The sequence below is a fragment of the Natronomonas sp. EA1 genome (genome assembly GCF_051195035.1).
Classification (GTDB): domain Archaea; phylum Halobacteriota; class Halobacteria; order Halobacteriales; family Haloarculaceae; genus JBNTJV01.
Map to the genome: position 1 here is coordinate 597,400 of NZ_JBNTJV010000002.1, position 25,570 is coordinate 622,969.

Here is a 25,570-nt window from a genome sequence, read left to right on the forward strand (position 1 = left end):
CCCCACCGCCCACCGGCATAGGTGTTCGCCCGCACACCGGAGACACGCTTACAACCCTCGCGTCCCTCGTGAACGCATGGCAATCGGGTCCCGTTTGGGTGAAGACACTTATGCCAGTGAACGAACCGCCTCGGTATGGTCCCCGAACCAATGAGCGAGGCACAGCCGGCCGACGTGGAGACAGCGGGGAGAACCGCGCAGGCGGTCATCGACAACATCGGTGAGGTCATCGTCGGCAACGACGAGGCCATCGAGCATCTCGTGGTGGCGATCCTCGGACGCGGGCACGTGCTCCTCGAGGACGTGCCGGGCGTCGGGAAGACGATGCTCGCCCGCGCGGTCGCGAAGTCGTTCGAGTGTGAGTTCAAGCGCGTGCAGTTCACCCCGGACCTCCTGCCCTCCGACATCACCGGCGTGAACGTGTTCAACCAACAGAGCCGCGAGTTCGAGTTCCGTCCGGGGCCGATCTTCGCGAACGTGCTCTTGGGCGACGAGATCAACCGCGCGCCCCCGAAGACGCAGGCGGCGCTCCTGGAAGCGATGGAGGAGGAACAGGTGACCGTCGACGGGGAGACGCATCTCGTCCCGGACCCGTTTTTCGTCGTGGCGACGCAGAACAGCGTGGAGCGCGACCGGACGTACGAGCTCCCCGCGGCGGAGCTCGACCGGTTCATGCAGAAGCTCTCGCTCGGCTATCCCGAGGAGGCCGAGGAGGTGGAGGTGCTGGGGAAGATCGTCGGCGACCACCCCATCCAGAAACTGGAGCCGGTGGCGGCCGTCGGCGACCTCCGTGCGGCACGCGAGACGACGGCGAACGTCACGGTGGAGACGCCGGTCCGGGAGTACGTCACCCGGCTGGCGCGCTACACCCGCGAGAACGCCCAGCTCGGCGTCTCGCCACGGGGGTCGATCTCGCTGTTGCGGGCCGCGCAGGGGCGGGCCGTGCTCGACGGCCGGGACTACGTCCTCCCGGACGACGTACAGCGGGAGGCGCTCCCGACGCTCGCCCACCGGGTCCGCGTGGCGCGAGGGGAGGGGACGCCGGAGGAGCTGGTGACGGCCGCGCTGGACGCCGTCGCGGTGGAATGAGGCTCACCCGTCGCGGCTGGGCCGTGCTCGCCGTGGCGGTCGCGGCGATGGGGCTCTCGTACACCTTCGGGCCGCGCGCGCTGAACGCCGTGGCCGCGCCGGCGCTCGTCATGCTCGCCGCGGGCGTGGTCCAGGTCTCCCGGCGCGAGCCCCCGACCATCTCGCGACGCAAGCCCGCGCCGGGGTACCCCGGCGAATACAGAGACGTAGAGGCCACCGTCGAGGCGACGGGGCCGTGTGACATCCGCGAGGGGACCGACGGCGGGCTCCGCATCGCGAACCCCGAGCGGGCCGTCGCGGGCGACGCCACCCTGCACTACGAGGTGGAGCTGCTGTCGAGGGGGGACCACCCCGTCGGCCCCGCACGGGTGACCGTCACCGACGCGCTGGGGCTCTGCCGGCGGGCCACCCGCGAGACGACCCGCACCGACCTGCTCGTCTACCCGCGGGTGGACCCGCTCACGCCGAACCGGGCGTTCCACGGGCTCGTCGAGCGCTCGGGGACCCCGGACCGGCAGGCGTTCGATTCCTTACGAGAGTACGTCCCCGGCGACCCCCTGCGCGACATCCACTGGAAGTCCAGCGCGAAGCGTGACGACCTCGTCGTCGCGGAGTTCGCCACCCACGACGAAGGGGGTGTCACCGTCGCCGCGGAGTGCGACGCGGGCCACGCCGACGCGATGGCGAGCGCCGCGGCCAGCATCGTCGTCCACCTGCTCGACGCCGACATCCGGGTCGGGCTCGAGACGCCCGGCGGCCACCTCGAGAAGGGTGGGGGAGACGACCAGCGGGACGCCGCGCTCGCGCTGCTCGCACGCACCCCCGGCGGGCGCGTGGGTGAGGTGGGTGCCGACGTGCGCGTGCTCGCCACCGGCGACGGCGTCCAGGTTCGGGTGGCCGACGACGCCTTCCCCTACTCGGACATCCAGGGAGTGAGCCGATGAGCGTCGTGAACCGCTATCTCCCGAGCACGCGCGAGGACCGCTTCGCCACCCCGCGCCTCCTCGCCGTCGGGAGCGTCGGCCTGCTCGTCGCCGCCTACCTCCGGGTGCTGCTGTTCGTCATCACCGTCACCGGCAACCCCCTCCATCTCGCGCTCGTCGTCGGGAGCTCAGTCGGGGCGGCCACCGTCTTCGCCCGGCTGCTCACCCTCCGGCGGGCGCTCCTGTTGGCGACGCTCGCGCTCCTCGTCGGGGCGTACCTCTACGTCACCTCGCTGCCCGCGAACATCGAGGTCTATGGGAAACTGTCGGTCATCGTCACCGACAGCCTCGCGCTGCTCACGGGGCTGTCGATTCTGCGCATCGTCAACGCCGGCGTCTGGGCGCTCGCCGTCGCCCCCGCCCCGACGTTCTTCGCGTGGTATCTCGCCGTGCGGGGGCGCTACAGCGCCGCAGTCGCCGTCGCGGGCGCGACCCTCGGCGTCTTCGTCCTCACGGGCGACGCGGACGCCACGACCACGCTCATCGGCGTCCTCGGCGCGGCGGGCGCACTCGGATTCGGCGATCTGGACAGGCGAGACGGGAGCCTCGACAGCGCCGAGGTCATCGCCGTCGTGCTCGCGGTCGCCGTCCTCGTCTCCTTCTCCGTCACCGTCGTCCCCGTTCCCGCAGGGGCGGGCGGGGGCGGCGGGGTCTTCTCCGGGTTCGGCGGGGCACAGGGCTCCGCCAGCGTGGAGGCCAGCCTCGTCAGCGCCGGTGACGACCTGAAGGTGCTCGGCTCCGTCGAGCTCTCCCCGGAGGTGCGCTTTACCGTCACCTCGGAGCAGCCGGGCTACTGGAAGGTGAACTCCTACGACCGCTACACGGGCCAGGGCTGGGTGCGTACCGGGGGCGCCCGCCCCTACGAGGGCCGGCTGTCGAGCCCCCCCGGCCGGAACGAGGTGGTCGACCAGCGGTTCACGATGGAGACGACGATGACCGTGATGCCCGCGCTCTGGAAACCCACCACGGCGGGGGCGAACGACGTCCCCATCCGCGTCCTCGACGAGGGGAGCCTGCGCCCCGCGACCCCCCTCTCGACCGGTGACGGCTACGCGGTGACGAGCCGGGTCGTGAACCCCTCGCCGCGGACGCTGCGGACCGCGGGGACGGACTACCCCGACGAGGTCGAACAGCGCTACCTCCAGCTCCCGGAGAACCTCCCCGAGCGCGTCGCCGACCGGACCAGCCGCATCACGGCGAACGCGGACAACCCCTACGACATCGCGCGCGTCTCCGAGCAGTGGCTGGAGAACAACAAGCGCTACTCGCTGGACGTGGAACGGCCACGCGGCGACACCGCCGACGCCTTCCTCTTCGAGATGGACGCCGGCTACTGCACCTACTTCGCCACCACGATGGTGACGATGCTCCGCACGCAGGGTATCCCCGCCCGGCTGGCCGTCGGCTACACCACGGGCGAGCAGGTCGCGCGCGACCGCTGGGTCGCCCGCGGGCTCGACGCCCACGCCTGGGTCGAGGTCTACTTCCCCGACGTGGGCTGGGTCCGGTTCGACCCCACACCCGCCGGCCCCCGCACCGCCGCCGAACAGGCGCGACTGGAGGAGGCCCGCGCCAACAACGAGTCGAACGTCGACACCGTCGAAACCGGGCCGGAGGCGTGGACGCCCACGCCCACCCCGACACCCGAGACGCCCCGACGGGTCACCCCGACACCCGAGTTCGGGAACCAGAGCCGGAACACCACCCCGACACCCGACTTCAGCCAGTTCCGCCAGACCCCCTTCGGCGGGACCGACGCGAACGAGGGGTTCTCCATCCCCGAGCTCCCGCCGCGTGAGGAGCTCGCGCTCTGGAGCGTCGTCGGGCTGGGGGCCGTCGCCGCGGCCCGTCGCTCCGGACTCGGCGACCGGGCCTACCGCGCCGTCTGGCTGCGCTACCAGCCCAGACGCGACCCCGTCGCCGACATCGAGGGCGCCTACCGGCGCGCGGAGTACGTCCTCTCCAGACGGGTGCGCCCCCGGCGCGCGGGTGAGACGGTCCGGCAGTACGCCGCGAGCGTGGGCGACGAGCGCGCGCGACGGCTCGCGACCCTCTACGAGGAGGCGAAGTACGCCGGTCGGGCATCGGAATCGGCCGCTGACGAGGCGGTTTCGCTCGCAGACGACCTCCGATAGCCCCCGACCCCGACAGTATTTAATACGGGCGTCGTCTACTCCCGAACTGTAATGTCGGAAGTCTGCTCGACGTGCGGGCTGCCCCAGGAACTCTGCGTCTGCGAGGACGTCGCGAAGGAGTCCCAGGAGATCAGCATCCGCATCGACGAGCGCCGATACGGTAAGGAGGTAACGGTCATCGAGGGATTCGACCCCAAGGACGTGGATCTCGACTCGCTGTCGAGCGATCTCAAGTCCAAGTTCGCCTGCGGCGGCACCGTCGAGGACGGGGCCATCGAGCTGCAGGGGAACCACACGGGGCGCGTGGAGGACTTCCTCCGCGATAAAGGATTCAACGTTGCCTAACTGACCGCCCGAGCGCCCGCACGGCGAGCGCTCCCCCTTTCGTTTCCGTATTCGAGTGGCGAGCGGCGGCACTCGACGTACACCTCGTACGAACGTTTTTGCGAGAGTAGGCGCTACCCCTGAGTATGGCAACGCGTGAAACGCGACGGATCGCCCACGAGCTGGGCGAACCCCACATCGCGGGTCGTCGCATCAGCGTCCGGCAGGTGTACGCGCTCGTCGAGGGACGCGGTGTCGAACCCGAGGCCGTCGCCGACCGGTACGACCTCGATGTCGCGGACGTGTATCACGCCCTCGCCTACTACCACGACCACCCGCGCGAGATGCGCGAGGTCGAAGCCGAGCGCGAGGCCGCAGTGGAGTCGTTCCGGGAAGGAATCGACCGGCCCGAGGGCGTCGAGCCGGACGCCTGATGGGCGAGTGGCGATTCCTCCTCGACGAGAACATCGACCCGAAAGTGGCGACGTATCTCGAGAAGGAGCACGTGGACGCAGAACACGTCCGGGACACACTCGGGCTGGGTGCGGACGACGAGGACGATGTCCTTCCGTATGCACGAGAACAGGACCGCATCATCGTCACGAGCGACGTGACTGACTTCGGGGCGTTACCGGCATCCGTCCACGCAGGAATCATCCTCCTCCACGACGATACGATGCCCGGCTACCGCGTCGCGTCGGCACTTATCGCGCTGGTCGATGCGTATCCGAGCCGTGATGCGTTCGGGGGGCGCGAGATACTCGACACGTGGGGCTGACCAGCGGACGAAGAACACGCATGGCATCGCGACTGCCCGAACTCAGTTCCGCTCCGACCGATACGCCTCCCGCGTCACCGAATATCGATGGTGGTCGATGACGGTTCCGTCCGGCCGCACCGCGGAGTGTCGAAACAGCCCCTCGTACTGCCCGCCGTGGCGCTCGACGTACCTCTCGACGGCGCGTCGCGAGCGGTCGTTCCCGTCCTGTACGGGCACCGCGACGAGCTCCAAGTCGAGCCGGTCGAACGCCAGTTCCAGCATCGCGTCGGCCCGTTCACCCGAATAGCCGTGGCCCCAGTAGGGCTTCCGGAGCCAGATGGCAGGTTTCCCCAGTCTCTTCTCCCAGTCCACGATGAGCCCACCCGAGCCGATGATTTCACCCGTTCCCGACGCTCCGTCCTTGGGTCGGATGACGTACTCCGCGCGGGTACCGTCGTCCCACTGCGACTCGAGGTCGGAGATGTAGTCGTGGGTCTCCTTCACCGTCTCGTGGGGGTCCCACGGGAGGTACTCGGTAACGGCCTCGATGCCCAGCTCGTGGTGGGATCGTCGCTCGTAGCAGTCGAACACGTCGACAGAGTCGCGAGAGAGTCGTTCCAGGCGGAGACGGGGCGTCTCGATGGACTCGGGGAACACGGAGAGGAGGATCAGAACGGCGCGTCCGTCTCCTCCACGTCCGCGGATTCGACCTCGTACGCCTCCGCCCAGCCGGTCATCCCGTCCGAGAGGCTCTCGACGACGGTCTCCTTCGTCCCCTCGTACGAGCCGATGAGTCGGGCGGCCTGGATCGACGCCTGCCCGTGGGGGCAGACGGTGACGACCCGCGGGGCCGACTCCAGTTCCTCGACGCGCTGGGGGAGCTCGCCGAAAGGGATGTTCTCGCTCCCGGGGATGTGTCCCCGGGCGAACGCGGCCGGCGACCGGATGTCGACGATTCTGAGCTCGTCGCCCGCTTCCAGTGCCGCGTGGAGTTCTTCAGAGGAGATTTCGCCGTCCATGTGGCATAGAAACCGACGCCCCAGTATAAATCCTTCAGCGGTCGTGCGCGCTCACAGCAGTTCGGCCTCCGCCGCGAGCAACAGCCCCTCCAGCGTCGCGTCGTTCGCGGGGGCGGCGCGCGCGTGGTCGAGCGCCTCGTCGGCCGGGACGAACCGCACGTCGATGAACTCGTTCCCGTCGAGCTTCCGGGGGGCGGGCGAGAGGCCGTCGGCGAAGACGATGCCGCGCTCGTGGCGCAACACGCCCGTCGAACACCAGAACGATTCGAGCAGTGAGGCGGAGGAGGCCTCGAACCCCGTCTCCTCGCGCAGCTCGCGGACCCCGGCGTCGGTGAAGCTCTCGCCGTCCTCGACGATGCCGGCCGGGAGCTCCAGACAGTGCTCGCGGATGGTCGGGCGGTACTGCTCGACCATGACGACGTAGCGGTCCGCGTCGCCGGAGACGCCCTCCGCGGACTCGACCCGGGTGCCGTCGACGAGGGCGACGACCACCGTCGCGGGCGGGAGCTCCGCCCAGTAGTACTTCTTCGTGGAGCCGTCGGGCTGTTCGACGAGGTCGTACCCCCCGGTGTACCAGCCGGTCTCGTACTCGATTTCCGACTCGATGACGGGCCAGTCGTGACGCTCGGTCATGACTGGAGTGTGTGCCCCACCGTGAAAGACCTCTCCTTGCGTGTTCACTGGCGCGCCTGCTCGATGGTCAGCCGGAAGGTAGTGTTCCCCTGCCGGATGAAGACGGCCTCCCCGTCCGTCGCCCCCGCGTACTGCTCGCGGTAGGCCGCGAACTCGTCGAACGGGGAGTGAGAGAAGGCTTCCTTGAACCCGAACGGCCCCTTCCAGTAGGGCTCGGACTGCCCGCCCTCGGGCGCGTTCGCGAGCGCCCCGAACGTGTACGGGTACGCGCGCTGCGAGAGGTTCGAGGCGTTGATGGTCGTCTCAGTCGGCGCCTCGGAAACGGGTTCGGCAGTCACGTAGTACGGGTCCCCGCTCTTGAGCAGCGAGGGGAGCGCCCCCAGCGCGAGCAGGAGCACGACCACGACACCGATGGCGACGAGCGTGTTCCGCGTGACCTCCCTCATAACCGCTCGCGGTAGAGCCGGCCGTACGCCTGCCGGCGGAGGGTCGCCACGGCGGCGTCCTCCTTCTCGTGGAACGTCGCGGCGACGCACTCCCCGTCGAAGGCGTGCCAGGCCACCCGGTCGACGTTCTCGTTGCCGATGACGTGCGTCTCGAGCCCCTCAGTTTCAGCCTCGAACTCCTCGCGGGAGCCGACGTGGACTGCGAGCAGCGAGGCGAAGAGCGCATCTCGCGCGGTGGCGACCACGTCCGCGTCGACGCGCTCGCCATACTCCTCGCGGTCGAACTCCATCGCCCGCGCGACCTCGCGGACGACGGTCTGGGCGGCCGGGCCGAGCGTCTCGTAGCGTTCACGCGCCTCCTCGATCGAAGACGGCGTGAACTCGCCGACGACGTGCATACTCGCCCTAGCGGCGGCAGGAAAGTAGGCGTTGTCCTCTCGGCTTATGCGTCCGTCTCGTCCTCGGCGTCGGCGTGCTCCCCATCGGCGTCCGCCTCCCCGGTCTCGTTTCCATCCTCGCCCCCGCTCTCGTTCCCGTCCCCGCTCTCGTTCTCGTCTCCGCTCTCGTCCCCGGTCTCGTCTCCACCCGCCTCACTCTCCAGCATCTCCCGCGTCAACTCCTGTGCCTCCGCGAAGATCTCCTGCTGTTCCGGGTTCATGTTCCCCTCGTTCACGATGGCCGAGCCCTGCCCCTGCGTGAAGTCGTGGCCGTGGTCGTGTGCGTGGCCCGAATGCTCGCCGTCTCGCGGGTCGGTCCCCTCCCCGCTCGCCTGTTTCGAGCCGCTTCGCGGCTCGCTCTCCTCGAACAGCTTCCCCGACCGCTCCGTGTCGTCGCCGTGTTCCGACTCGATGCGCCCCGTCGTGTCCTCGAACACCTGCGGGTACTCCGCGTCCGCAGCCAGCTCCCGGACGCGAGCCGCGAGTTCCTGTTCACCGCCCTCCTCCCACTCGGGCGCGTGCTCCGCGAGCCACTCTTCGTACTCCTCACGCCCCATCATCGCGAGGAACGCGAGATGGTTCGCGAGATGCCGCGCGTCGATATGCGGCTCCGCGCACACCGGACAGGCGTATCCCATGCTTCCGTGTGTGGTCTGTATCCGGATAACGGATTGGATTTTTCTGATGATATCGTACTGTTGGATAGTCTACTCTGGGTGGCGAGAACACCTGCAAAGCCCTCTCTTGATTCTGCTTTGGTGTCGGGAACACCTGCAAAGCCCTCACGCTCTCGACTCGATGGGCTCGCTGCGCTCCTCGGCCTCCGGCCTGCGGTGCTTGCGTCGCCCGTCTTCGTCGAGACCGTTCGCCCTTTGCGATTCCACCAGGGCCGCAACAGCACCGCGACCGCACCGAACCAGCCCTTCCCCGGCCCGCGCGCCCTCGCTTGGCTCGCGGCTGCGCCGCTCGCGTTCCCGAGACACTCACTTCGTTCGCGTCTCGCTCGCTCGGCACGCGCGACCGGCCACGCGGCTGTGTGTGCGTGCAGCCGAGCGAAGCGAGACGCGAACGGAGTCCTCGTGAACGAAGTGAACGAGGGCACGCCGGAGCTTGTCTCCGGCAGAGTGAGTGTCTCGGAGTGGCGAACGGCGAAGCCGTGAGCCGACGCGAGGCTGTCGCACCACAAGGGAAAGGTAGGGTTGCGGGGCGGAGCTGTGCGGACCTGGTGGACTCGGGAAGGTCTCGTGAGCGTGAGCGAACGAGAGCATGTGAGACGACCGCAGGGAGTCTCACAGAGGGCGAGGGCGGTCGCGCCGGAGGGGAGTCGCTTGCACGGGCCCTATCCGCGAAGCGGATATCCCGTGCAGCGACCGCGAGCGGTCGAGGGCTTCCCAAGTGTTCGCGGTACGGAAATCACCTCAAAAGAGAACGGTACAGAAACCCACCAGCGCACGCCATCCAACGAGCCAACACGAACGAAGATCAGAAACTCCGGACCATGATGATCGCGTCCTCGCCGTCGTCGTAGTACCGGGGGATCCGACGCCGGGGCTGGAAGTCGAACGACCGATACAGCGAGATGGCGGGCTCGTTCGAGGCGCGGACCTCCAGTTTCACGGAGGAGGCGTTCGCCGTCGCGAGGACGAACAGCGCCTGTGAGAGCAGTTCCTTCCCGATACCCTGGCCCCGGTAGGCCGGGTGGACGGCGAGGTCCTTGATGTGGCCGAGCGGTTGGCCGTGGTTCGGGACGGTGTCGGCGACGACGTAGCCGGCGAGGGGGTTCTCGTCGGGGGCGGGAGCGTCCCGCTCGGCGACGAGGAAGCCCGGTTGTCCCAGAAACCGCTCGAAGGCGGCGAAGGGCCACGGCTGGGGAAAACACTGGCGTTCGATCCGGAAGACGTCCAGCAGGTCGGCGCGGGTCGCCTCCCGAACGGTACACGCGGCCGCCGCGGTGGTCACACATGCCGGTAGACCGCACGGGAGTAAAGTGCTACCGGCCACGTTCACCGGTGCTACCGGCCACGTTCGCCGGAGACGGGCCACAAGGTTGATGCATACGGGTACTGAAGTGAGAACTGCACCCACCAGGGTGCATCCCCACCCCCCACCCCGCTTCGGGCGTGCGACAACTCCCCCCACCCCGTCGCACGCCCATTCTCCTTTCACCGCTCGCGAGCGGCCGCGTTCGACAGCTGGCGAGAGCCCGAGAGCCAGCGCTGTCGCTCGTCGCGGGTGAAAGAAGAGAGAAGGTGTTGCTCAGTCGTCGGCGGGGGCCGCGCCGCCCTCCTCGTGCTGCTGTTTCGTCAGCGAGAGCTTGCCACCGGCGGCGAGGATGCGCCGCTCGCGCTCGGAGGCGTCGAGCCGCGCCGTGGCCTCCCACTCGTCGTTGACGCGGACCGTGAACTCCTCTTTGCCGGACTCGACGGCCGCGGCGACGTCGTCGACGATCTCGATGTCGTCGCCCTGCTCGATCTTCTCGTAGGTCTCCTCGTCGATGGTGAGGGGGACCAGCCCGAAGTTGAACAGGTTCGCCTTGTGGATGCGGGCGAACGACTGGGCGAGGACGCCCTCGACGCCGAGATACATCGGGCAGAGGGCCGCGTGCTCACGCGAGGAGCCCTGGCCGTAGTTCTCGCCGGCGACGAGGAAGCCACCGTCGGATTCCAGCGCGCGCTGCGCGAACGTCTCGTCGACACGCGAGAGCGTGAACTCCGAGAGCTTGGGGACGTTCGACCGGTACATCAGGATGTCCTGCGTCGCCGGGATGATGTGGTCGGTCGTGATGTTGTCCTCCATCTTCAGGAGCGCGGGGCCCTTGATGTCGGACTCGAGGGGGTCACGGATGGGGACTTCGCCGATGTTGGGGCCCTTGACGAGCTCGTCGTCGACGGCCTCCTCCGGCGTGATGATGTCCGTCTTCGACCCGTCGTACTTCTCGGGGAGCTCGACACCGGGGGCGTCGAGGTCGCCGAGTTCCTCCGCGAGGTCGCGCGGATCGGTGATCTCGCCTTTGATCGCCGCCGCGGTGGCGACCTCCGGCGAGCAGAGGTAGACGTTGTCGTCCTCGATACCCGAACGACCCTCGAAGTTGCGGTTGAAGGTCCGCAGGGAGACGGAGTCGGAGGCGGGGACGTGACCGATGCCGATACAGGCACCACACGTCGCCTCGGAGAAGTTCACACCGGCGGCCATCAGCTCCGCGGTCCAGCCCTGCCGGGCGAGGATCTCGGAGGCCTGCTTGGAGCCGGGCGCGATGATCATCTCGGTCTTCATGTCGACCTCGCGGTCCTTCAGCATCTTCGCGGCGGGGAGGATGTCCTCGTAGCCACCGTTCGTACAGGAGCCGATCATGACCTGCTCGACGGACGTGCCGGCGACCTCGCGGACGGGCACGACGTTGTCGGGCATCGAGGGGCACGCGATGAGCGGCTCGATGTCGTCGAGGTCGATGACGATCTCGTCGGCGTACTCCGCGTCCTCGTCGGGCGCGAGGTCGACGAACTCGTCTTCACGACCCTGGCGGGCGAGGTAGTCCTTGGTCTTCTCGTCCGTCGGGAAGATGGACGTGGTCGCGCCGAGCTCCGTTCCGAGGTTCGTGATGGTCGTCCGCTCGGGGACGGAGAGCGTCTCGACACCGGGGCCGGTGTACTCGAAGATCTTGCCGACACCGCCCTTCACGGTGAGCCGGCGCAGCATCTCGAGGGCGACGTCCTTCGCCGAGGACCACTCGGGAAGCTCGCCCTCCAGGCGCACGTTGACGATCTCCGGCATCTCGACGTAGTACGCGCCGCCACCCATGGCGACGGCGATGTCGAGGCCACCCGCACCGATGGCGAGCTGGCCGAGGCCGCCGGGCGTCGGGGTGTGGGAGTCGCTTCCAAGAAGCGTCTTGCCGGGCGCGGCGAAGTTCTCCTTGTGGACGTTGTGACAGATCCCGTTCCCGGGGCGGGAGAAGTACGCGCCGAACGTCCCCGCGGCGGAGCGGAGGAAGCGGTGATCGTCCGTGTTCTTGAAGTCGAACTGGTACGTCTGGTGGTCACAGTACTGGGCGGCGAGTTCGGTCTGGGCCTCGTCGAGGCCGAGCGCCTCGAACTGGAGCCACACCATCGTCCCCGTCGTGTCCTGGGTGAGGACCTGATCGATTTCGATGCCGATCTCCTCACCGGGTGTGAGGTCGCCCTCAACGAGGTGGTCGTCGAGGATTTTTTCCGCGAGCGTCTGTCCCATAACGTGCGAATCTCGCCCCTCACGGAATATAAATCCGGCGTGTTCGGCCGCTTTTGCGCGGTTTCACCGGGAAACAGCGGGAGATGCCCGAATACCGCGGAATTACATGATTTTTCCAACGGCCGGATGGAAACCCCCTTTTGACCGGGGGTGAAATCGCGACCATGTTCGAAAGTGGTGCGTACGTCGCGGCGCAGCTGGGGGACCTCCGCGAGGGGCAGGAGCAGCCGAACGGCGTGGACCTCACGCTCGCTCGCGTGTACGAACAGACCGAGGCGGGCCACATCGGCGTCGAGGGGAAAACCGTCGGCGACCGCCGGGAGCTCGAGCCCGAGGACGACACCTTCCACCTCGACGCAGGCGGCTACATCGTCCAGTACGCCGAGACCGTCTCCATCCCCGAGGAGCACGTCGGCTTCCTCTACCCCCGCTCGTCCCTGCTCAGAAACTCCTGTATGCTGAACACCGCCGTCTGGGACGCGGGCTACGAGGGGAAAGGCGAGGGACTCCTCCAGGTCCACCACCCCATCGAACTCGAACAGGGGGCGAGGATCGCCCAGCTCGTCCTCGCGGAGGCTGCCCACGAGGGGACCTACGACGGGAGCTACCAGGGCGAGAACCTCTGAGCTAACACCCGGGTCACCAGCCGACACCGGGGTTGCCGAGGCGTTTTACGCCGCCCCCGCGAAGGGAGGGCGTGCCCCCGGACATCGACGGCATCCACCACGTCTCGACCATCGTCCGCGACGCGCGGGCGAACCGCGCCTTCTACACCCGGAGCCTCGGGCTTCGGTTCGTCACGCGCACCGTGGACTTCGAGGATCGCTTCGCCTACCATCTCTACTACGGCGATTCCTCGGGGAGAAACGGCACCGTCCTGACGTTCTTCCCGTTCCCCGACGAGGTCGACGGGCGCGTCGGCCGCCCCCAGATCGCGAGTGCCGCGCTCGCCGTCCCCGAGGGGAGCCTCGACGTCTGGACAGCGCGGTTCGACCGGCTCGGTGTCGAGTACGACCCCGTGGAGGAACGGTTCGGCGAGCCGGTGCTTCCGTTCCGCGACCCCGACGGCACCCACCTCGAACTCGTGGAGGCCGAGGGGGTGGGGGAGCCGTGGACCGAGGTGATAGAGAACGAATACGCGATTCGGGGCATCCACGGCGTCTCGCTGCTGTCTGCCGCCCCGTTCGTCACCGCGAGCCTCCTCGAAACCTTCGGCCTCGACCGTGGCCGCCAGGAGGGCGACCGCGTCCGCTACCGGACGGGCACACAGGTCGTGGACCTCCTCGACCGCGAGACCGCCTTCGGCCGGGAGGGCGCGGGGACCCACCACCACGTCGCCTTCGCCGTCCCGGACGAGGCCGCGCTCCACGACTGGCGCGACATCCTCGCGGGGCGCGACGACTGCCGCGTCTCCTACGTCACGGACCGCCACTTCTTCCACTCGCTCTACGTTCGTGGAGACGGCGGCATCCTCTTCGAGCTCGCCACCGCGTCGGCGGGGATGGCCGAGTACGGGGGCGATGCCGACGGCCTCTATCTCCCGCCGCAGTTCGAGGAGGATCGGGAAGTCATCGAGTCGCAGTTGCCCCCGCTGGAATGATCGACCCGCACGCCGACCAGCCGATTCGGACCGCGGGCGCACCGCGCGGGACCGCGACCGCGGCCTGCATCCTGCTCCACGGCCGAGGCGACTCCCCCGAGGGCATCCTCCGGCTCGTGGACGAGCTCGCCGTTCGCGGGGTGACCTACCTCGCGCCCGCCGCGGCCGGCCGGGTCTGGTACCCCGGCGCGATGGACGACCCCGACACCGAGCGCCGGGCCGCGTTCCTCGACTCCGCGTTCGGCCGAATCGACGCCGCAGTCGCGATGGCGAGCGACCTCGGTATCTCCCTCGAGAACGTCGTCCTCGCCGGCTTCTCGCAGGGGGCGGCCGTCGTCTGCGAGTACGCGCTGGCGAATCCACGGGCGTACGGTGGGCTCGTGGGCCTCGCCGGCGGCCTGCTCGGCCCCGTGGACGCGCTCGACGCGCGGGGAGGCGACGGCGATGCGCTCGCGGGGACCCCCGTCTCGCTCGCCGTCGGCGACGACGACCCGCACGTCTCGCCCGCGCGCATCGAAGCCACGGGCCGGGTGTTCGAGCAGCTTGGAGGCGAGGTGGAGACCCACGTCGAGGCGGGGCTGGGCCACGCGATCTCGGACGCGGAGCTGCAGGCGTTCCGAGGCAGCCTCGACCGCGTGGCGTGAGATGGGGACGTGGGGACAGAAGAGAAAGCGCCCGGCGACCGGCACCGTTATCCGGCTCCCCCCACTCCGTCGAGACGCAACTCGGCAGCCGGTCGCGGCGCCACCTTTGCCCGGTCTTCACTGATTGGGATCACTGGCGACCGACCGTAGCACCGGGGCGCATTCCAACTTCTGATGGATGTTACGCCCACAAGCGGCAGGTCTTGCGCTATTTTGATATCGACCGAATCTGACGGAGTCCACTCATACTGGTAGAAAGACCTGCAAAAACGTCACCCAGTGGTGCAGGCAGTGGCGTAGACAGGCCGCCGAGTATGCTGAATCACTCAACAGTTATCATCGATCCACTCGCAAAACTCGTCGAAATCATCGGCACCTGCTTGCTTTGCGATACTCCGGAGCGTATCTTCCGCTATCCGACCACCGTTCGCAATGAGTGTAACATTATACGACTTACCGTGGTGGTCCTGTTTCGTCATCACGATATGACTCCCACCCGAGTTAGGGTTGGCGTACCGAAATCCGGCTTTGTACAGGACTTTCATCACCTCAGAATGAGTAAAATTCCGCCTCGGCGTCATTGAATGACCGTTAGGGCATCCCGTTGGGTGTCTCGATAGACTCGGAGACTTCGTCCAGGTTGATGCCGCACTCTTCGAGCATCTCCTGTTGGTACGCTTCATCACCAGCATGGTGCTTCTGCTGCGAGAGTTTCGCAGCCTCCATGGCCATCTCAACCGCTTCAGACGGGGTGCTGCCCTGGCTTGCTACCCCACTCTTGACGTGAAGCGCCACCCAGAGGTCACCATCCTGGGTGAGCTCAAAATCAGCGGGAGCCAGCTGGCTAGTCATGCCATACAAAAAGTAAACGATGAGTATAACTCTATTGGTGGTGCCTGCCGCAGGACACAGTTCGATGAGGAGTGAACAACCCAGAGCAGTTGCGAACGACCCGAGAGCTCTGCTCTCGCGGGATTCTCGTGAACGAACACCGTGAGTGAACGAGAACCCGTCGCGCCAGCGACGGGGGATTTGAACCTCCGTCGGAGCTTCGCTCCGACGTGATTCAAATCCACGGGGCTCGCTATCTGCGACTCACGCGTTAATTCAGCGCACAAGCGAGCCCGATGGGATTTGAACCCACGACATCTTGGTCCGGAACCAAGCACTCTGTCCACTGAGCTACGGGCCCTCGCCTGACCGTACCCGAGCGTCAGGTTTAACGGTTATCATCAGTCCTCGCCGGCGGCGGTCGTCCCGGTGTCGACGACGGCGCGTTTCCAGGTGCCGCGGGTGAACCACGCGCCCGCGCCGATGGCGCCGACGATGTTGCCGAGCGCCATCCCGATCCAGATGCCCGTCGCGCCCAGTCCCGCGACGAAGGCGAGGTAGTAGACGGTGGGGACGCGGCCGAGCCAGAGGGCGACGAGCGAGAAGACGAGGGCGGTCTTCGTGTTGCCCGCGCCGCGGTACGCACCCAGGAGAACCTGCAGGACGCCGATGAAGGCGAACTCGACGGTCCGAATACGGAGGTACTCCGCGCCGAGCCGGACGGTGAGTGCGGCGTCCGCGGTGTTCGTCGTGAGGAAGACGTTGACGATGGGTTCGGCGAAGAGGAGGGCGATGCCGGCCACGCCGAGCATCACTCCGGCGCCGACGCCGGCGGCGAGCTTGACGGCCTTCTCGGCGCGGTCGGCCTTCCCCGCGCCGAGGTTCTGGCCGACCATCGTGTTGGTCGCGCGGCCGAGCCCCATCGCGGGGAGGAAGACGAGCGAGATGAGGCGGTTGCCGAGCCCGTAGGCGGCGACGACGGGGGTGGCGAAGGTGACGACCATCGCGGTGAGCGTCAGCATCGCCAGCGCGCTCGTGGACTGTTCGAGCGCACTCGGGACGCCGATGCGGACGATCTTCGTGATGTAGGTGAGATCGGGTTTGAGGTGTTCGAGCCGAACGGCGGGGCCGGCCTGCAGCGAGAAGAGGACGTACATCCCGACGACGGTCGCCGCGGCTCTGGAGATGAGGGTGGCCCACGCGGCGCCCGCGACGCCGAGTTCGGGGAAGACCCACCAGCCGAAGATGAGGAACGGGTCGAACACCACGTTCAGGCCGACGGAGAGCACCATCACGCGCATCGGGGTTCGGGTGTTGCCGTAGCCGCGCATCAGCGCGGAGAAGACGAAGAAGCCGAACAAAAAGGGGGTGCCGAGGAAGAACACCTCCATGTACTCCGCGGCGAGCGGGATGACGTCGGCCGCGGTCTCGGGGTCCGTCGGCAGGAGCGCGAGGAGCGGGCGGGTGGTGAAATACCCCAGAATCCCGAGGAAGACGGCGAGGATGGTGACGAACGAGAGCGTCTGGCCCGCGGCCTTCCCCGCGCTGTCGTCACCGCCCGCGCCGGTGTACTGCGCGACGAGGGTGCTGCCGGCGACGGTGAACCCCCCACCCACGGACAGCAGAAGGAAGATGAGGGGGAACGCGAGGCTCAGCGCGCCGATGGCGGCGGCCGGCTCTGCGGTGCGCCCGAGCCAGATGGTGTCGGCGATGTTGTAGGCGACCTGCAGGAGCTCCGTGACGACGATGGGCCACGCGAGCGTGAAGAGGGGGCGGGCGAGGCTCCCCTCGGTGATGGAGCTTTCCGGGGACTGACTCACTGGCTAGTCCAGCCATCGGGCGCATATGCCACCTTCGTTACGGTGGTGTGTGAGAAACTGTCACCCGTGTCAACGACGCGTTCGAGAGGAAACGACGGTGTTCGGGGCGAGAAGGGAGAGAAAATCAGGGCGGTCGCTCGGGGATGAGAGAACCGAAACGGCGGTCGCGTTACGGGGTTTCGCGCGTCTCGAGCGAGAGGTCGGCGATGGGGTAGGCGACGCAGGTGAGCGTGTACCCCTCGTCCAGTTCGGCCTCGCCGAGCATCGACTGGTTGTGATGGTAGACGTAGTCCTCGGAGTTGCCGCCGTCGGCGATGTGGCCCGCACAGGAGACACACTGACCCTCACGGCAGGCGTAGGGGAGGTCCCACCCCTCGTCCTCGCCGGCTTCGAGCAGGGTCTCGTTCTCCTTGACCTCGATGGTGGCACCCTCCTTCACGTACTCGACCTCGAACACCTCAGCCTCGTCGTCCGGGATCGCGGACGGGTCGTCCGCCTCCTCCTCGGCGGCCTCCTCGAGTTCACCCTCGGCACCCTCGCCGGCAGCGACGGCACCGGCCGCGACGCCACCGCCACCGATGGAACGGTTCATCGGTTCCGGGAAGTCCGTCTCCGGCACCGTTGCGGCCCGGCGCTCCAAGACCTCCTGTGAGATGTCGTCCGGAATCGGGTACGACGTCCCCTTGGAGAAGTGCAGCGCGACGACGGTGAGCGTCATCGTCGCCCCGAGCGCGACAGCCAGTACTTCAACCATATCTGGGCCTTACGAGGCGTCATTCAATAGCGTTGTGATTGCTGCGGGCCGGCAGCCCGAATATTGCCGTCTCCTCCGAGTGGTCGGGGCGTGGTGCCGACCGACGCCGTCCGCTTGACCTGGGTACAGGCGGACTGGCGCCCGACTCACTCCGTCCGCTTGACCTCGTGGCGACCGAACCCGTACCGGAGCCGGTTCGCGAGCCGCCGGGAGAACCGACCCTCGTTGCGCGAATCGAACCGCTCGGCGAGCGCCTGGTAGATGAGCGGGACCGGCACCTCCTGTTCGAGCGACTCCTGGACCGTCCACGTCCCCGTCGAGCCGCCGGCGATGTGGTCGGCCACGGTCCCCAAATCGTTCCCCTCCTCGCGGAACGCCTCCTCACACAGCTCGAGGAGCCACGAGCGGATGACCGCGCCGTTGACCCACGTGCGGGCGATGGACTCCATATCGAGGTCGTACCGGCCCTCGTGGAGGAGTTCGAACCCCTCGCCGTACGCCTGCATCATCGCGTACTCCACGCCGTTGTGGACCATCTTCACGTAGTGGCCGCTGCCTGCCGCGCCCATGTGGTCGTGGCCATCCGGCCCCGTGGCGACGGCGTCGAAGACGGGGACGAGCTCGTCGTAGGCCCACGCGGGACCACCGATCATCAGCGAGAAGCCGAGCTCCGCGCCCGCCGGCCCCCCGGAGGTCCCGCAGTCGAGGTACGCCGCGGTGCAGGCCTCGGCGCGCTCGACGGAGCGCTCGTAGTAGCTGTTCCCCCCGTCGACCACCACGTCGTCTTCGGTGAGATGCGGGTCCAGCTCCTCGAGGGTCGCATCCACGGGGTCGCCGGCGGGCACCATCAGCCAGATGCGTTTTTCCTCGCCCAACTGCTCGGTGAGGTCGGCGATGCTCTCCGCGGGGGTGACGCCCGCGTCCGCGGCGTCCGCGACGGCCTCGTCGCTCACGTCGTACGCGACCACGTCGTGGCCCACGGCCATGACCCGGTCCGCGACGATCCGCCCCATCCGCCCGAGTCCGATCAGTCCCAGTTGCATACTCGGGAGTCTGAGGGGTCACACCTGAGAATTGTGGTTCCTCTTTTGATGATGGTCTGCTGCTGGTCTTGAGGCCGCAACGTACCGTGCAACCGCAAAAGACGGGTCCGCCAGCAACAGGTAGAAAGCCCCGACGCGCTGGAGTCGGTGCGCCCGCTGCGCTCCTCGCTCGTTTCACTCGCTGCGGTGCTCAGTGCTCCGCGCCTTCCTCCAGCGCACGCGAGGCCGGCTTGCCGGCCTCGACAAGTCGCGCGCCGCCGCGCAGCCGCTCCTTTCAGTCCCACCCGCGGTGGTTTCCTCGGCAAACGACCCCCAGTAACAGGTCGACCAGCCGACCCACGATTGCTTGCTCAACACTCGGTCCGGGGGGGACTGAAAGGGGCCGAGGGCTCGCGCCGGAGGGGAGTCACCTGCGCGAGCCCTATTCGCGAAGCGAATATCTCGCGCAGCGACCGCGAGCACTCGGGGGCTTTCGAGGTGGTGTCGACAGCTGGCACCGCGGTTCACCAGCAGAGCGGGGCTTTCGAGGTGTTCTCTGCAGTCCCGAATCCCACGTCCAGATGAACGAACACAGCAGACACCACCAGCGCAAAATCCCACGATACCAAAGCAGACAGCTCTGTTGAAATTCTCAGTCGCTAATAATTTGTTGGGATCGTGTTGAATACAGCGCGCGAGTCGGCCACCAGCAGGTGAGCGGAACCGAGCCCATTGAAGTGGTCGATATGTTGTTTCTGCGCCGGTGAGTATCGATATTGACACGGAGAAGAATTCCTCTTGCAGACTCACGCGCCGGCGGCGGACTCCTTCTGGAGCCCTTCGCCGCCGAGTTGCCGCTCCACGAGGGCGAACAGCGAGTCCATGCCGATAGCCAGCAGTGCGCCGGGAATCGCGCCGGCGAGCACCTGCGGCATGTTGAACAGTTTGATGCCGACCACGACCCACAAGCCCAGGCCGCCACCGCCGATGAAGAAGGCCAGGTAGGCCGTCCCGACGGTGATGACCGATGCGGTGCGGATGCCAGCGAAGATGACGGGTAGCGCGAGCGGGAGCTGAATCTCCTTGAGGATCTCCCAGTCGGTCATCCCCATGCCGCGGGCGGCCTCGACCGTCGACGAGTCGACGTCCTCGATGCCCGCGATGGTATTGGTGAGGATGGGGAGGATGGCGTAGGTGAACAGCCCCACTAGTGCCGTCGTGAACCCGATGCCGAGGAAGGGGAACACCAGGAAGATGATGGCGATGGTCGGCACCGACTGCGCGATGTTGCCGAGGCCGAGGATGTACCCTTTCAGTTTCGGCCGGCGTGTCGCGAGGATGCCACCCGGCACGGCGACGAGGATGGCACAGACGACCGCGACGAACACGAGCTGGAGATGCGTTATGAGCAGTTCGACGAACTGCTGCTGGTTCGCCAGGAGGTAGTCCCACGCGGCCGGGAGCTGTTGCAGGATACCCATCTACGACCCTCCGTTGCGGCCGTCGCGGATCGCGGCCTCGGTCACGACACCGACGACCTCCCCCTCACGCGTGACCGGGAGCGCGTCGACGCCACCCTGGATGAGCCGCGAGAGCGCGACCTGTGTGCTGTCGGTCGGTTCGACCGGGACCACCTCGCCACCATCACCGATGGCCGTGCCTGCGGGCCCGTCGTCCTCGACGGCCGCGACGACCTCGCGGTGGTCGTCAGTTGGCTCTTCCATAACCTCGCGGACGGACGTCACCTGAAGCTGTTTCAGCGTCCGGTCGGCGCCGATGAAGTCCTCGACGAACTCGTTTTTCGGGTTCGAGAGAATCTCGCCGGGCGTGTCGTACTGGACGATCTCGCCGACATCGAAGATGGCGATGCGGTCGCCCATCTTCAGCGCCTCGTCAATGGAGTGGGTGACGAACAGGATGGTCGTGTTGATCTCCTCTTGGATGTCGAGGAATTCGTTCTGCAGGTTCTCACGAGTGATGGGGTCGAGCGCGCCGAACGGCTCGTCCATCAGCATCACGTCGGGGTCCGCGGCGAGCGCCCGAGCGACTCCGACGCGCTGGCGCTGGCCGCCCGAGAGTTCGCCGGGGTACTGGTCGCGGTACTGCTCGGGCGGGAGGTCCATCAACTCCAGCAGTTCGTCGACGCGGTCGTCGATACGTGCCTCGTCCCAGCCCTTCAGTTCGGGGACGGTGGCGACGTTCTCGCCGACGGTCATGTGGTCGAACAGGCCGATCTCCTGGATGACGTAGCCGATGTCGCGCCGGAGTTCGATCTCGTCGAGTTCGGAGATGTCCGTCCCATCGAAGTACACCGTCCCCTCGGTGGGGTCCTCGAGCCGGTTGACGAGCTTCATCGTCGTCGTCTTCCCACACCCCGAGGGGCCGACGAGGACGGTCGTGGTGCCCTCCTCGACGGTGAAACTGATGTCCTCGATGGCGACGGTACCGTCCGGATACTCCTTGGTGACGTTCTCGAACTCGATCATGAGGTGCCTCCTGAGTTGGTAACCGCGCCTCGCACCAGCCGCGGCAGTTGGACGTCCTCACCGTTGCGGAGCCGGAGGACGCGCTCGACCAGTCCGAAGCCGTAGTCGACGGCAAGCGTCAGCAGCGAGAGCAGGACGGTGCCGACGACGAGTTCCTGGATGTCTGGCTCGGAGACGCCGTTGAAGATGAGGTCGCCGAGCCCGCCCGCGCCGATGAACGCCCCGATGGCCGCGATGCCGATGAGCACGACGACGGCGTTGCGGACGCCGGCCATAATGACCGGGAGGGCCATCGGGAGCTTCACGCGCCGGAGCCGCTCGCGGCGGGTCATCCCGAGGCCGGTGCCGGCCTCGACCGCGGCCGGGTCGACGCGGTCGAGCCCCACGTACGTGTTGCGGATAACCGGCAACTGCGAGTAGAGCACCAGCGCGACGATGACGGGCGGTTTGCCGATGCCGAACGCCGGGATGAGCAGCCCGAACAGCGCGATGCTCGGGACGGTCATCATCACGCCGGCGAGCCAGAGCACGACCGTCGCCGCCCGGTCGTTGTACGTGATGAGTGTGCCGACCACGACGCCGAGCGGCACTGCGATGGCGATCGCCTGCACGATGATGGAGATGTGCTGGAGCGTGAGTCGCACGAGGCTCCCGCTGTTCGAGAGGATGTACTCGACGTAGGCGTGAACGAACAGCGGTGGACTCGCGACGGTCGCGACGGTGGTGAGCATCTCAGATGAGCCCTTCGTTCTTCAGGAACTCCCGAGCCACCTTCTGGGCGTCCGCGCCGTCGATGGACACCTGCTTGTTCAGGTTCCGGATCTGGTCCGTCGAGAGCTTCGGCCCGATGGCGTTCAGCGGCTTCTTGATCGACGGGTTCGAGTTCAGGGTGTCCTGTCTCACCAGCGGTGCCGGGTTGTACACCGGGAAGAACTTCTTGTCGTCTTTCAGCACAACGAGGTCGAACTTGATGATCTTCGGGTTCGTGTTGAAGCCGACGCCCACCTGCGCGTCGCCCTGGCCGACCGTCTGGTAGGTGAGACCCGAACTGACGTTCTTTACATTGAGCTTCGAGCGGACGTCGTCGAAGCCGTAGTGTTTGGCGAGGCCGGGCCAGCCGTCGGGCCGCTTCTCGAACTCCGCGTTCAGCACCACCGTGAAGTCGGTGTTCCCGTTATTGACGTATTCGGCGAAGTCGGAGATAGTCTTCACGCCCGTCTTCTCGACCCAGTCCGGGTTCGCCGTCAGCACGTACGTGTTGTTGAACGGCGCCCGCTGGAGGAAATCGAGGCTGTGCTGCTTGTTGAACTCCTTGTCCACCTTGTTGTAGATCTTCTTCGGGTCGGTGATGACCTTGTCGTGCTTGGGCGGGAGCGTGGCCCACGCGGTGCCCGTGTACTCCCAGTAGAGGTCGATCTCGTCGTTCTTCACCGCCCGGAAGTTGGTCGTGGTGCCGCCCAATCCGACCTCGTTGACGACCTTCACGTCCGTGTTCGCCTTCAGCGACTCGTAGGCCATGTAGCCGAGCAGTTCCTGCTCGGTGAACTGCTTCGACCCGACCTTCACCGTCCCGCTGGCGCCGCCGATGAAGCTCGTACAACCAGCCAGTGCCGTGAGCCCGGTGGCACCGCCGGCGACTGCCCCCTGCTTCAGAACCTGTCGGCGCGTGTGCTTTGGTGTCATGCTCTACCGAGTGTGTCGGACCTACTGGGGTAACCGTTCGCGCGAACTATTGTGACCTTTTATTAATCGGCTCGAATCCTGCCGAGACAGCGAGCGTTCCCGGGGGCGCGCGTCACAGCGCATTCGAGGGGACCACGACGATGGGAACGCCGGCCTGGAGAATGACCTGCTGGAGCGTGCTTCCGAAGACGGCCTTCCCGGCCGGGCTTCGCTTGCGGCTATACATGTAGAGGCGGTCGACGTCCTCCTCGTCGACGGCGTCGACGATGGCAGCGGCAGGCTCCCCTTCGTGTTCCACACCGCGAACCTCGGTGTCGATGCCGGCTTCCTTCAGGCGCTCTGTCGCCGCGTTCACGCCGGACTTCCGGATCGCCAGCTCGTCCACCTTCGCCCGTCCCTCGATGTCGAGGTTCGTGTTCGTCGAGGCGACTTCTTCCTCGTCGAAGACATGGGTCACGACTGCCGTGAGGTCGGCGGCGGCCTCCGTGTCGACGACCACCTCGGCGACGCTCTCGGCCCAGCGGGAGTGGTTGCTCACGGGGAGCAGCACGCGTGTCATACTCTTTGACTCGGCCAGCGACGCCTTGAGTCGCCCGCCCAACATATGGCGACGTTTATCACTCGTCCGTCTCGGCCGCGAGGTTGATGTAGGGGAGGAGGAACTCCACGAGTTGGCGTTCGGCCTTCCGGAGGTGTGTGGAGGCCGTCGTCTTGGTGATGCCCATCTCGTCGGCCAGTTCCTCGAGCGTGACCTTTCGTGGAATCTCGAAGTACCCCTCCTCGAGCGCGAGGTTCAGCAGTTCCCGTCGGCGCGGTGGAATCGACGCGAGCAGCGACTGCCAGCCGGTCCGCGAGGGGACCACCTCGCGGCTGAACTCCTCGCTGATGCGGTCGACGGTCACGCTGCCGAACTCCCCCAGCAGTTCGATGGCCTTCGACAACTCGTCGCGGTCGTGCAACAGGAGGTCGAAACACTCCCGCCCGTTCTCGAGTTTCGTCGGCCCGATGGGGAGGAACCCCTCGTACAGTAGCGTCTGCAGGGGCGTGAACTCCGTCAGTTGCCCCTCGAGGAACAGCGTCAGCGAACTCCGGTTTCGCTCGTCCGCGGCGAACTCCTCTACGACCTCCACCTCGTCGATCATGCGGTGGCTTCCGATGATGTCGAGAACCTTCTCCACCTCGTCCGCGTTGCACTCGACAGCCATGATGCCGACGTAGCGGCGGTCGCGGAACGTCGACGCGATGAACTCGCCGAACACGTCGTGTGCCGCCAGCTCCGCCGTCCAGTCGCCCTCGTACCGGACACACACCTTCGCAGTCAGCATGGCTTTCCTCTCTAGACCTCCCCAGATAGGTTAAGTATCACGCCGAATCCGACCACGGCGTGAGGAGCGCCCGTACCGGTTGGTCGGGTTTCCGGAGCGTCTCCCGGAGTGTTTCGACGGCCGCCGCGTCGACCGTGGGCGCGAGAAGCCGGCGGGCTTTCTCGCCCCGCTCTGCGCGGGTGAGCGGCTGTTCGCGGGCCCCTGGCGGGCGCCGCACGTCCGAACGGTACGTCTCGGCTGGTGTCTCGACGGTGACACGGGCGAGACACTCGGCGGGGAACCGGTCGTCGAGCCCCTCGTCGACGACGAGGTCGACGCGCTCGGCCAGCCGCCTGACGGCGTCGTCTCCCCGCGCCGACGCTTCCAGGTCGGCGGGCGTGAACCGGCCGCGGGCCAGCGCCACTGCGACCGGATACGGGTACGAGTACTCGGAGGCCTCCGGGGAGTCGGGCGCGCGTGTACCCAAGTGTGTCGCCTCCGCGAACGTCTCGACCTCGACGCGTTCGATCGCCTCGGGGTCGAAGCGCGCCCGCTCCCGGAGGTCGAGGCTGGCGGCGACTCCGGGCTGCGCCCACCGGCAGCACGGGTACGGCTTCAGGTAGCCTTCGGTGACGTGGAACTGCTCGCCCAGCGAGTCGGTGACGGCGACCGTCGCCTCGTCGAAGACGGTCCCGGACCCGGTGAATCCCCGCTCGGCCAGCAGCGCCGCCGCGGTGCCCGCGTACGACCCCCAGCCGATGCCGTCTTTCGTCATCCCGGGTTTCTCGACGCCGCGCATGATGGGCGTCCGCGGAGCGTGGTACTCGGCGGTACCGAGCGCGGCCGCGAGCGTCTCCGGGTCGTGGTTCCGGAGCCGCCCGACGGCGGCCGCGGCGCCGACAGCCCCCCATGACCCGGTGCCGGTGTAGACGGCGTCGGTCGCGTGGATGGCGAGGCCGGCACGGACCCCGAGTTCGTACCCCACGAGGACGGCGTCGAGGAACTCGCCGACCGTCGCGTCCGCGGCTTCCGCTGCGGCGAGCGCCGCGGGCACGACGACCGCCGCCGGGTGGCCCTTCACCTCGCGGTGGCCGTCGTCGATGTCGAGCGCGTTGGCCGCGGTGGCGTTCACCAGCGTCGCCGCTTCGAGCGACACACGAGTACCAGTGCCGTCGAGAAGTGTGGCATCGACTGCGTCGGCAAACCGGTCGGTGGCGTACGTCCGGAGGATGTCGGCGGTCGGGAGGCGATAGCCCGCCGTCGCCGCGGCCAGCGTGTCGAGCACCCGGGCCCGGAGATGGGTGGCGACTGGCTCCTCGCCCCGTCGATGGCTCGCGGTGCGGGCGAACGCGACGGCGTCGTCCGTCGTCACG

At 67.4% G+C, this 25,570-nt stretch carries 29 protein-coding genes and 1 tRNA gene; 9 read left to right on the forward strand and 21 right to left on the reverse strand.

Features of this window, described 5'->3' with window-relative positions; translation table 11 throughout:
• Positions 1-135: 135 nt before the first annotated feature.
• From ACQUQR_RS09035 to ACQUQR_RS09060, 6 genes are all read left to right on the forward strand, one after another.
• Entirely contained in the window at positions 136-1,089 is a 954-nt protein-coding gene (locus ACQUQR_RS09035; RefSeq protein WP_435196134.1) for an AAA family ATPase, read from the forward strand.
• Positions 1,086-2,033 (forward strand): DUF58 domain-containing protein, encoded by a 948-nt coding sequence (locus ACQUQR_RS09040; protein WP_435196135.1) that lies wholly within the window; start codon positions 1,086-1,088, stop codon positions 2,031-2,033. The genes ACQUQR_RS09035 and ACQUQR_RS09040 overlap by 4 nt, the downstream gene beginning before the upstream one ends.
• Positions 2,030-4,207, forward strand: coding sequence for a transglutaminase TgpA family protein (locus tag ACQUQR_RS09045; protein ID WP_435196136.1), 2,178 nt, complete (start codon positions 2,030-2,032; stop codon positions 4,205-4,207). The genes ACQUQR_RS09040 and ACQUQR_RS09045 overlap by 4 nt, the downstream gene beginning before the upstream one ends.
• Before the next feature lie 51 nt (positions 4,208-4,258).
• Positions 4,259-4,552, forward strand: a complete 294-nt coding sequence (gene yciH, locus ACQUQR_RS09050) for a stress response translation initiation inhibitor YciH (protein ID WP_435196137.1) — start codon at positions 4,259-4,261, stop codon at positions 4,550-4,552.
• 125 nt (positions 4,553-4,677) lie between these two features.
• Entirely contained in the window at positions 4,678-4,965 is a 288-nt protein-coding gene (locus ACQUQR_RS09055; protein WP_435196138.1) for a DUF433 domain-containing protein, read from the forward strand.
• Positions 4,965-5,309: a DUF5615 family PIN-like protein gene (locus tag ACQUQR_RS09060; protein WP_435196139.1), complete on the forward strand. Its 345-nt coding sequence runs from the start codon at positions 4,965-4,967 to the stop codon at positions 5,307-5,309. Before ACQUQR_RS09055 ends, ACQUQR_RS09060 begins: the two co-directional genes overlap by 1 nt.
• A gap of 42 nt (positions 5,310-5,351) precedes the next feature.
• Here ACQUQR_RS09060 and ACQUQR_RS09065 read toward each other — a convergent pair whose 3' ends face one another.
• The 8 genes from ACQUQR_RS09065 to ACQUQR_RS09100 all read right to left on the reverse strand — a co-directional run bounded on the left by ACQUQR_RS09065 (position 5,352) and on the right by ACQUQR_RS09100 (position 12,053).
• A complete protein-coding gene (locus tag ACQUQR_RS09065; protein ID WP_435196140.1) occupies positions 5,352-5,948 on the reverse strand; it encodes a GNAT family N-acetyltransferase in 597 nt (198 codons plus the stop codon).
• A gap of 11 nt (positions 5,949-5,959) precedes the next feature.
• Positions 5,960-6,310: a rhodanese-like domain-containing protein gene (locus ACQUQR_RS09070; protein ID WP_435196141.1), complete on the reverse strand. Its 351-nt coding sequence runs from the start codon at positions 6,308-6,310 to the stop codon at positions 5,960-5,962.
• 51 nt (positions 6,311-6,361) lie between these two features.
• Entirely contained in the window at positions 6,362-6,943 is a 582-nt protein-coding gene (locus ACQUQR_RS09075) for an NUDIX hydrolase (RefSeq protein ID WP_435196142.1), read from the reverse strand.
• 44 nt (positions 6,944-6,987) lie between these two features.
• Complete coding sequence (locus ACQUQR_RS09080; protein WP_435196143.1) at positions 6,988-7,389, reverse strand: hypothetical protein; 402 nt, start codon at positions 7,387-7,389, stop codon at positions 6,988-6,990.
• Positions 7,386-7,787: a DUF5809 family protein gene (locus ACQUQR_RS09085; RefSeq protein WP_435196144.1), complete on the reverse strand. Its 402-nt coding sequence runs from the start codon at positions 7,785-7,787 to the stop codon at positions 7,386-7,388. The genes ACQUQR_RS09080 and ACQUQR_RS09085 overlap by 4 nt, the downstream gene beginning before the upstream one ends.
• 44 nt (positions 7,788-7,831) lie before the next feature.
• Positions 7,832-8,464, reverse strand: a complete 633-nt coding sequence (locus ACQUQR_RS09090; RefSeq protein ID WP_435196145.1) for a DUF5810 domain-containing protein — start codon at positions 8,462-8,464, stop codon at positions 7,832-7,834.
• An 844-nt stretch (positions 8,465-9,308) separates the two neighbouring features.
• Positions 9,309-9,785, reverse strand: coding sequence for a ribosomal protein S18-alanine N-acetyltransferase (gene rimI, locus ACQUQR_RS09095; RefSeq protein ID WP_435196146.1), 477 nt, complete (start codon positions 9,783-9,785; stop codon positions 9,309-9,311).
• Positions 9,786-10,082: 297 nt separating this feature from the next.
• Positions 10,083-12,053 carry an aconitate hydratase gene (locus ACQUQR_RS09100; protein ID WP_435196147.1) on the reverse strand — a complete coding sequence of 657 codons (1,971 nt, stop codon included), beginning with the start codon at positions 12,051-12,053 and terminating at the stop codon, positions 10,083-10,085.
• 140 nt (positions 12,054-12,193) lie between these two features.
• On the opposite strand from ACQUQR_RS09100, the gene ACQUQR_RS09105 reads away from it, so the two are divergent.
• The 3 genes from ACQUQR_RS09105 (at position 12,194) to ACQUQR_RS09115 (ending at position 14,297) form a co-directional block, all read left to right on the forward strand.
• A complete protein-coding gene (locus ACQUQR_RS09105; RefSeq protein ID WP_435196148.1) occupies positions 12,194-12,679 on the forward strand; it encodes a deoxyuridine 5'-triphosphate nucleotidohydrolase in 486 nt (161 codons plus the stop codon).
• A gap of 71 nt (positions 12,680-12,750) precedes the next feature.
• Positions 12,751-13,653, forward strand: coding sequence for a VOC family protein (locus tag ACQUQR_RS09110; protein WP_435196149.1), 903 nt, complete (start codon positions 12,751-12,753; stop codon positions 13,651-13,653).
• Positions 13,650-14,297: an alpha/beta hydrolase gene (locus tag ACQUQR_RS09115; protein WP_435196150.1), complete on the forward strand. Its 648-nt coding sequence runs from the start codon at positions 13,650-13,652 to the stop codon at positions 14,295-14,297. The genes ACQUQR_RS09110 and ACQUQR_RS09115 overlap by 4 nt, the downstream gene beginning before the upstream one ends.
• 326 nt (positions 14,298-14,623) lie before the next feature.
• On the opposite strand, the gene ACQUQR_RS09120 is transcribed toward ACQUQR_RS09115, so the two are convergent.
• The 13 genes from ACQUQR_RS09120 to ACQUQR_RS09180 form a co-directional block, all read right to left on the reverse strand.
• Positions 14,624-14,989, reverse strand: coding sequence for a type II toxin-antitoxin system HicA family toxin (locus ACQUQR_RS09120; protein WP_435196151.1), 366 nt, complete (start codon positions 14,987-14,989; stop codon positions 14,624-14,626).
• The gene (locus ACQUQR_RS09125) at positions 14,889-15,149 is read right to left on the reverse strand and encodes a type II toxin-antitoxin system HicB family antitoxin (RefSeq protein WP_435196152.1); all 261 of its coding nucleotides are present in this window, start codon (positions 15,147-15,149) and stop codon (positions 14,889-14,891) included. Before ACQUQR_RS09125 ends, ACQUQR_RS09120 begins: the two co-directional genes overlap by 101 nt.
• A gap of 267 nt (positions 15,150-15,416) precedes the next feature.
• Positions 15,417-15,489 (reverse strand) — tRNA-Arg (locus tag ACQUQR_RS09130).
• Between the two features lie 40 nt (positions 15,490-15,529).
• Positions 15,530-16,948, reverse strand: coding sequence for an MATE family efflux transporter (locus ACQUQR_RS09135; protein WP_435196153.1), 1,419 nt, complete (start codon positions 16,946-16,948; stop codon positions 15,530-15,532).
• Between the two features lie 169 nt (positions 16,949-17,117).
• Positions 17,118-17,702 carry a 2Fe-2S iron-sulfur cluster-binding protein gene (locus ACQUQR_RS09140; protein ID WP_435196154.1) on the reverse strand — a complete coding sequence of 195 codons (585 nt, stop codon included), beginning with the start codon at positions 17,700-17,702 and terminating at the stop codon, positions 17,118-17,120.
• 146 nt (positions 17,703-17,848) lie between these two features.
• Positions 17,849-18,745, reverse strand: coding sequence for a phosphogluconate dehydrogenase (NAD(+)-dependent, decarboxylating) (gene gnd / locus ACQUQR_RS09145; RefSeq protein ID WP_435196155.1), 897 nt, complete (start codon positions 18,743-18,745; stop codon positions 17,849-17,851).
• A gap of 785 nt (positions 18,746-19,530) precedes the next feature.
• Positions 19,531-20,205, reverse strand: a complete 675-nt coding sequence (locus ACQUQR_RS09150; RefSeq protein WP_435196156.1) for an ABC transporter permease — start codon at positions 20,203-20,205, stop codon at positions 19,531-19,533.
• Positions 20,206-21,210 carry an ABC transporter ATP-binding protein gene (locus ACQUQR_RS09155; protein ID WP_435196157.1) on the reverse strand — a complete coding sequence of 335 codons (1,005 nt, stop codon included), beginning with the start codon at positions 21,208-21,210 and terminating at the stop codon, positions 20,206-20,208.
• Positions 21,207-21,941, reverse strand: coding sequence for an ABC transporter permease (locus tag ACQUQR_RS09160; RefSeq protein ID WP_435196158.1), 735 nt, complete (start codon positions 21,939-21,941; stop codon positions 21,207-21,209). Before ACQUQR_RS09160 ends, ACQUQR_RS09155 begins: the two co-directional genes overlap by 4 nt.
• Position 21,942: 1 nt before the next feature.
• Positions 21,943-22,893 carry a glycine betaine ABC transporter substrate-binding protein gene (locus tag ACQUQR_RS09165; protein WP_435196159.1) on the reverse strand — a complete coding sequence of 317 codons (951 nt, stop codon included), beginning with the start codon at positions 22,891-22,893 and terminating at the stop codon, positions 21,943-21,945.
• Positions 22,894-23,005: 112 nt separating this feature from the next.
• Positions 23,006-23,452, reverse strand: coding sequence for a universal stress protein (locus ACQUQR_RS09170; protein ID WP_435196160.1), 447 nt, complete (start codon positions 23,450-23,452; stop codon positions 23,006-23,008).
• A 58-nt stretch (positions 23,453-23,510) separates the two neighbouring features.
• A complete protein-coding gene (locus tag ACQUQR_RS09175) occupies positions 23,511-24,218 on the reverse strand; it encodes a helix-turn-helix domain-containing protein (protein WP_435196161.1) in 708 nt (235 codons plus the stop codon).
• A gap of 37 nt (positions 24,219-24,255) precedes the next feature.
• A complete protein-coding gene (locus ACQUQR_RS09180) occupies positions 24,256-25,569 on the reverse strand; it encodes an MmgE/PrpD family protein (RefSeq protein ID WP_435196162.1) in 1,314 nt (437 codons plus the stop codon).
• Position 25,570 lies beyond the last annotated feature (1 nt).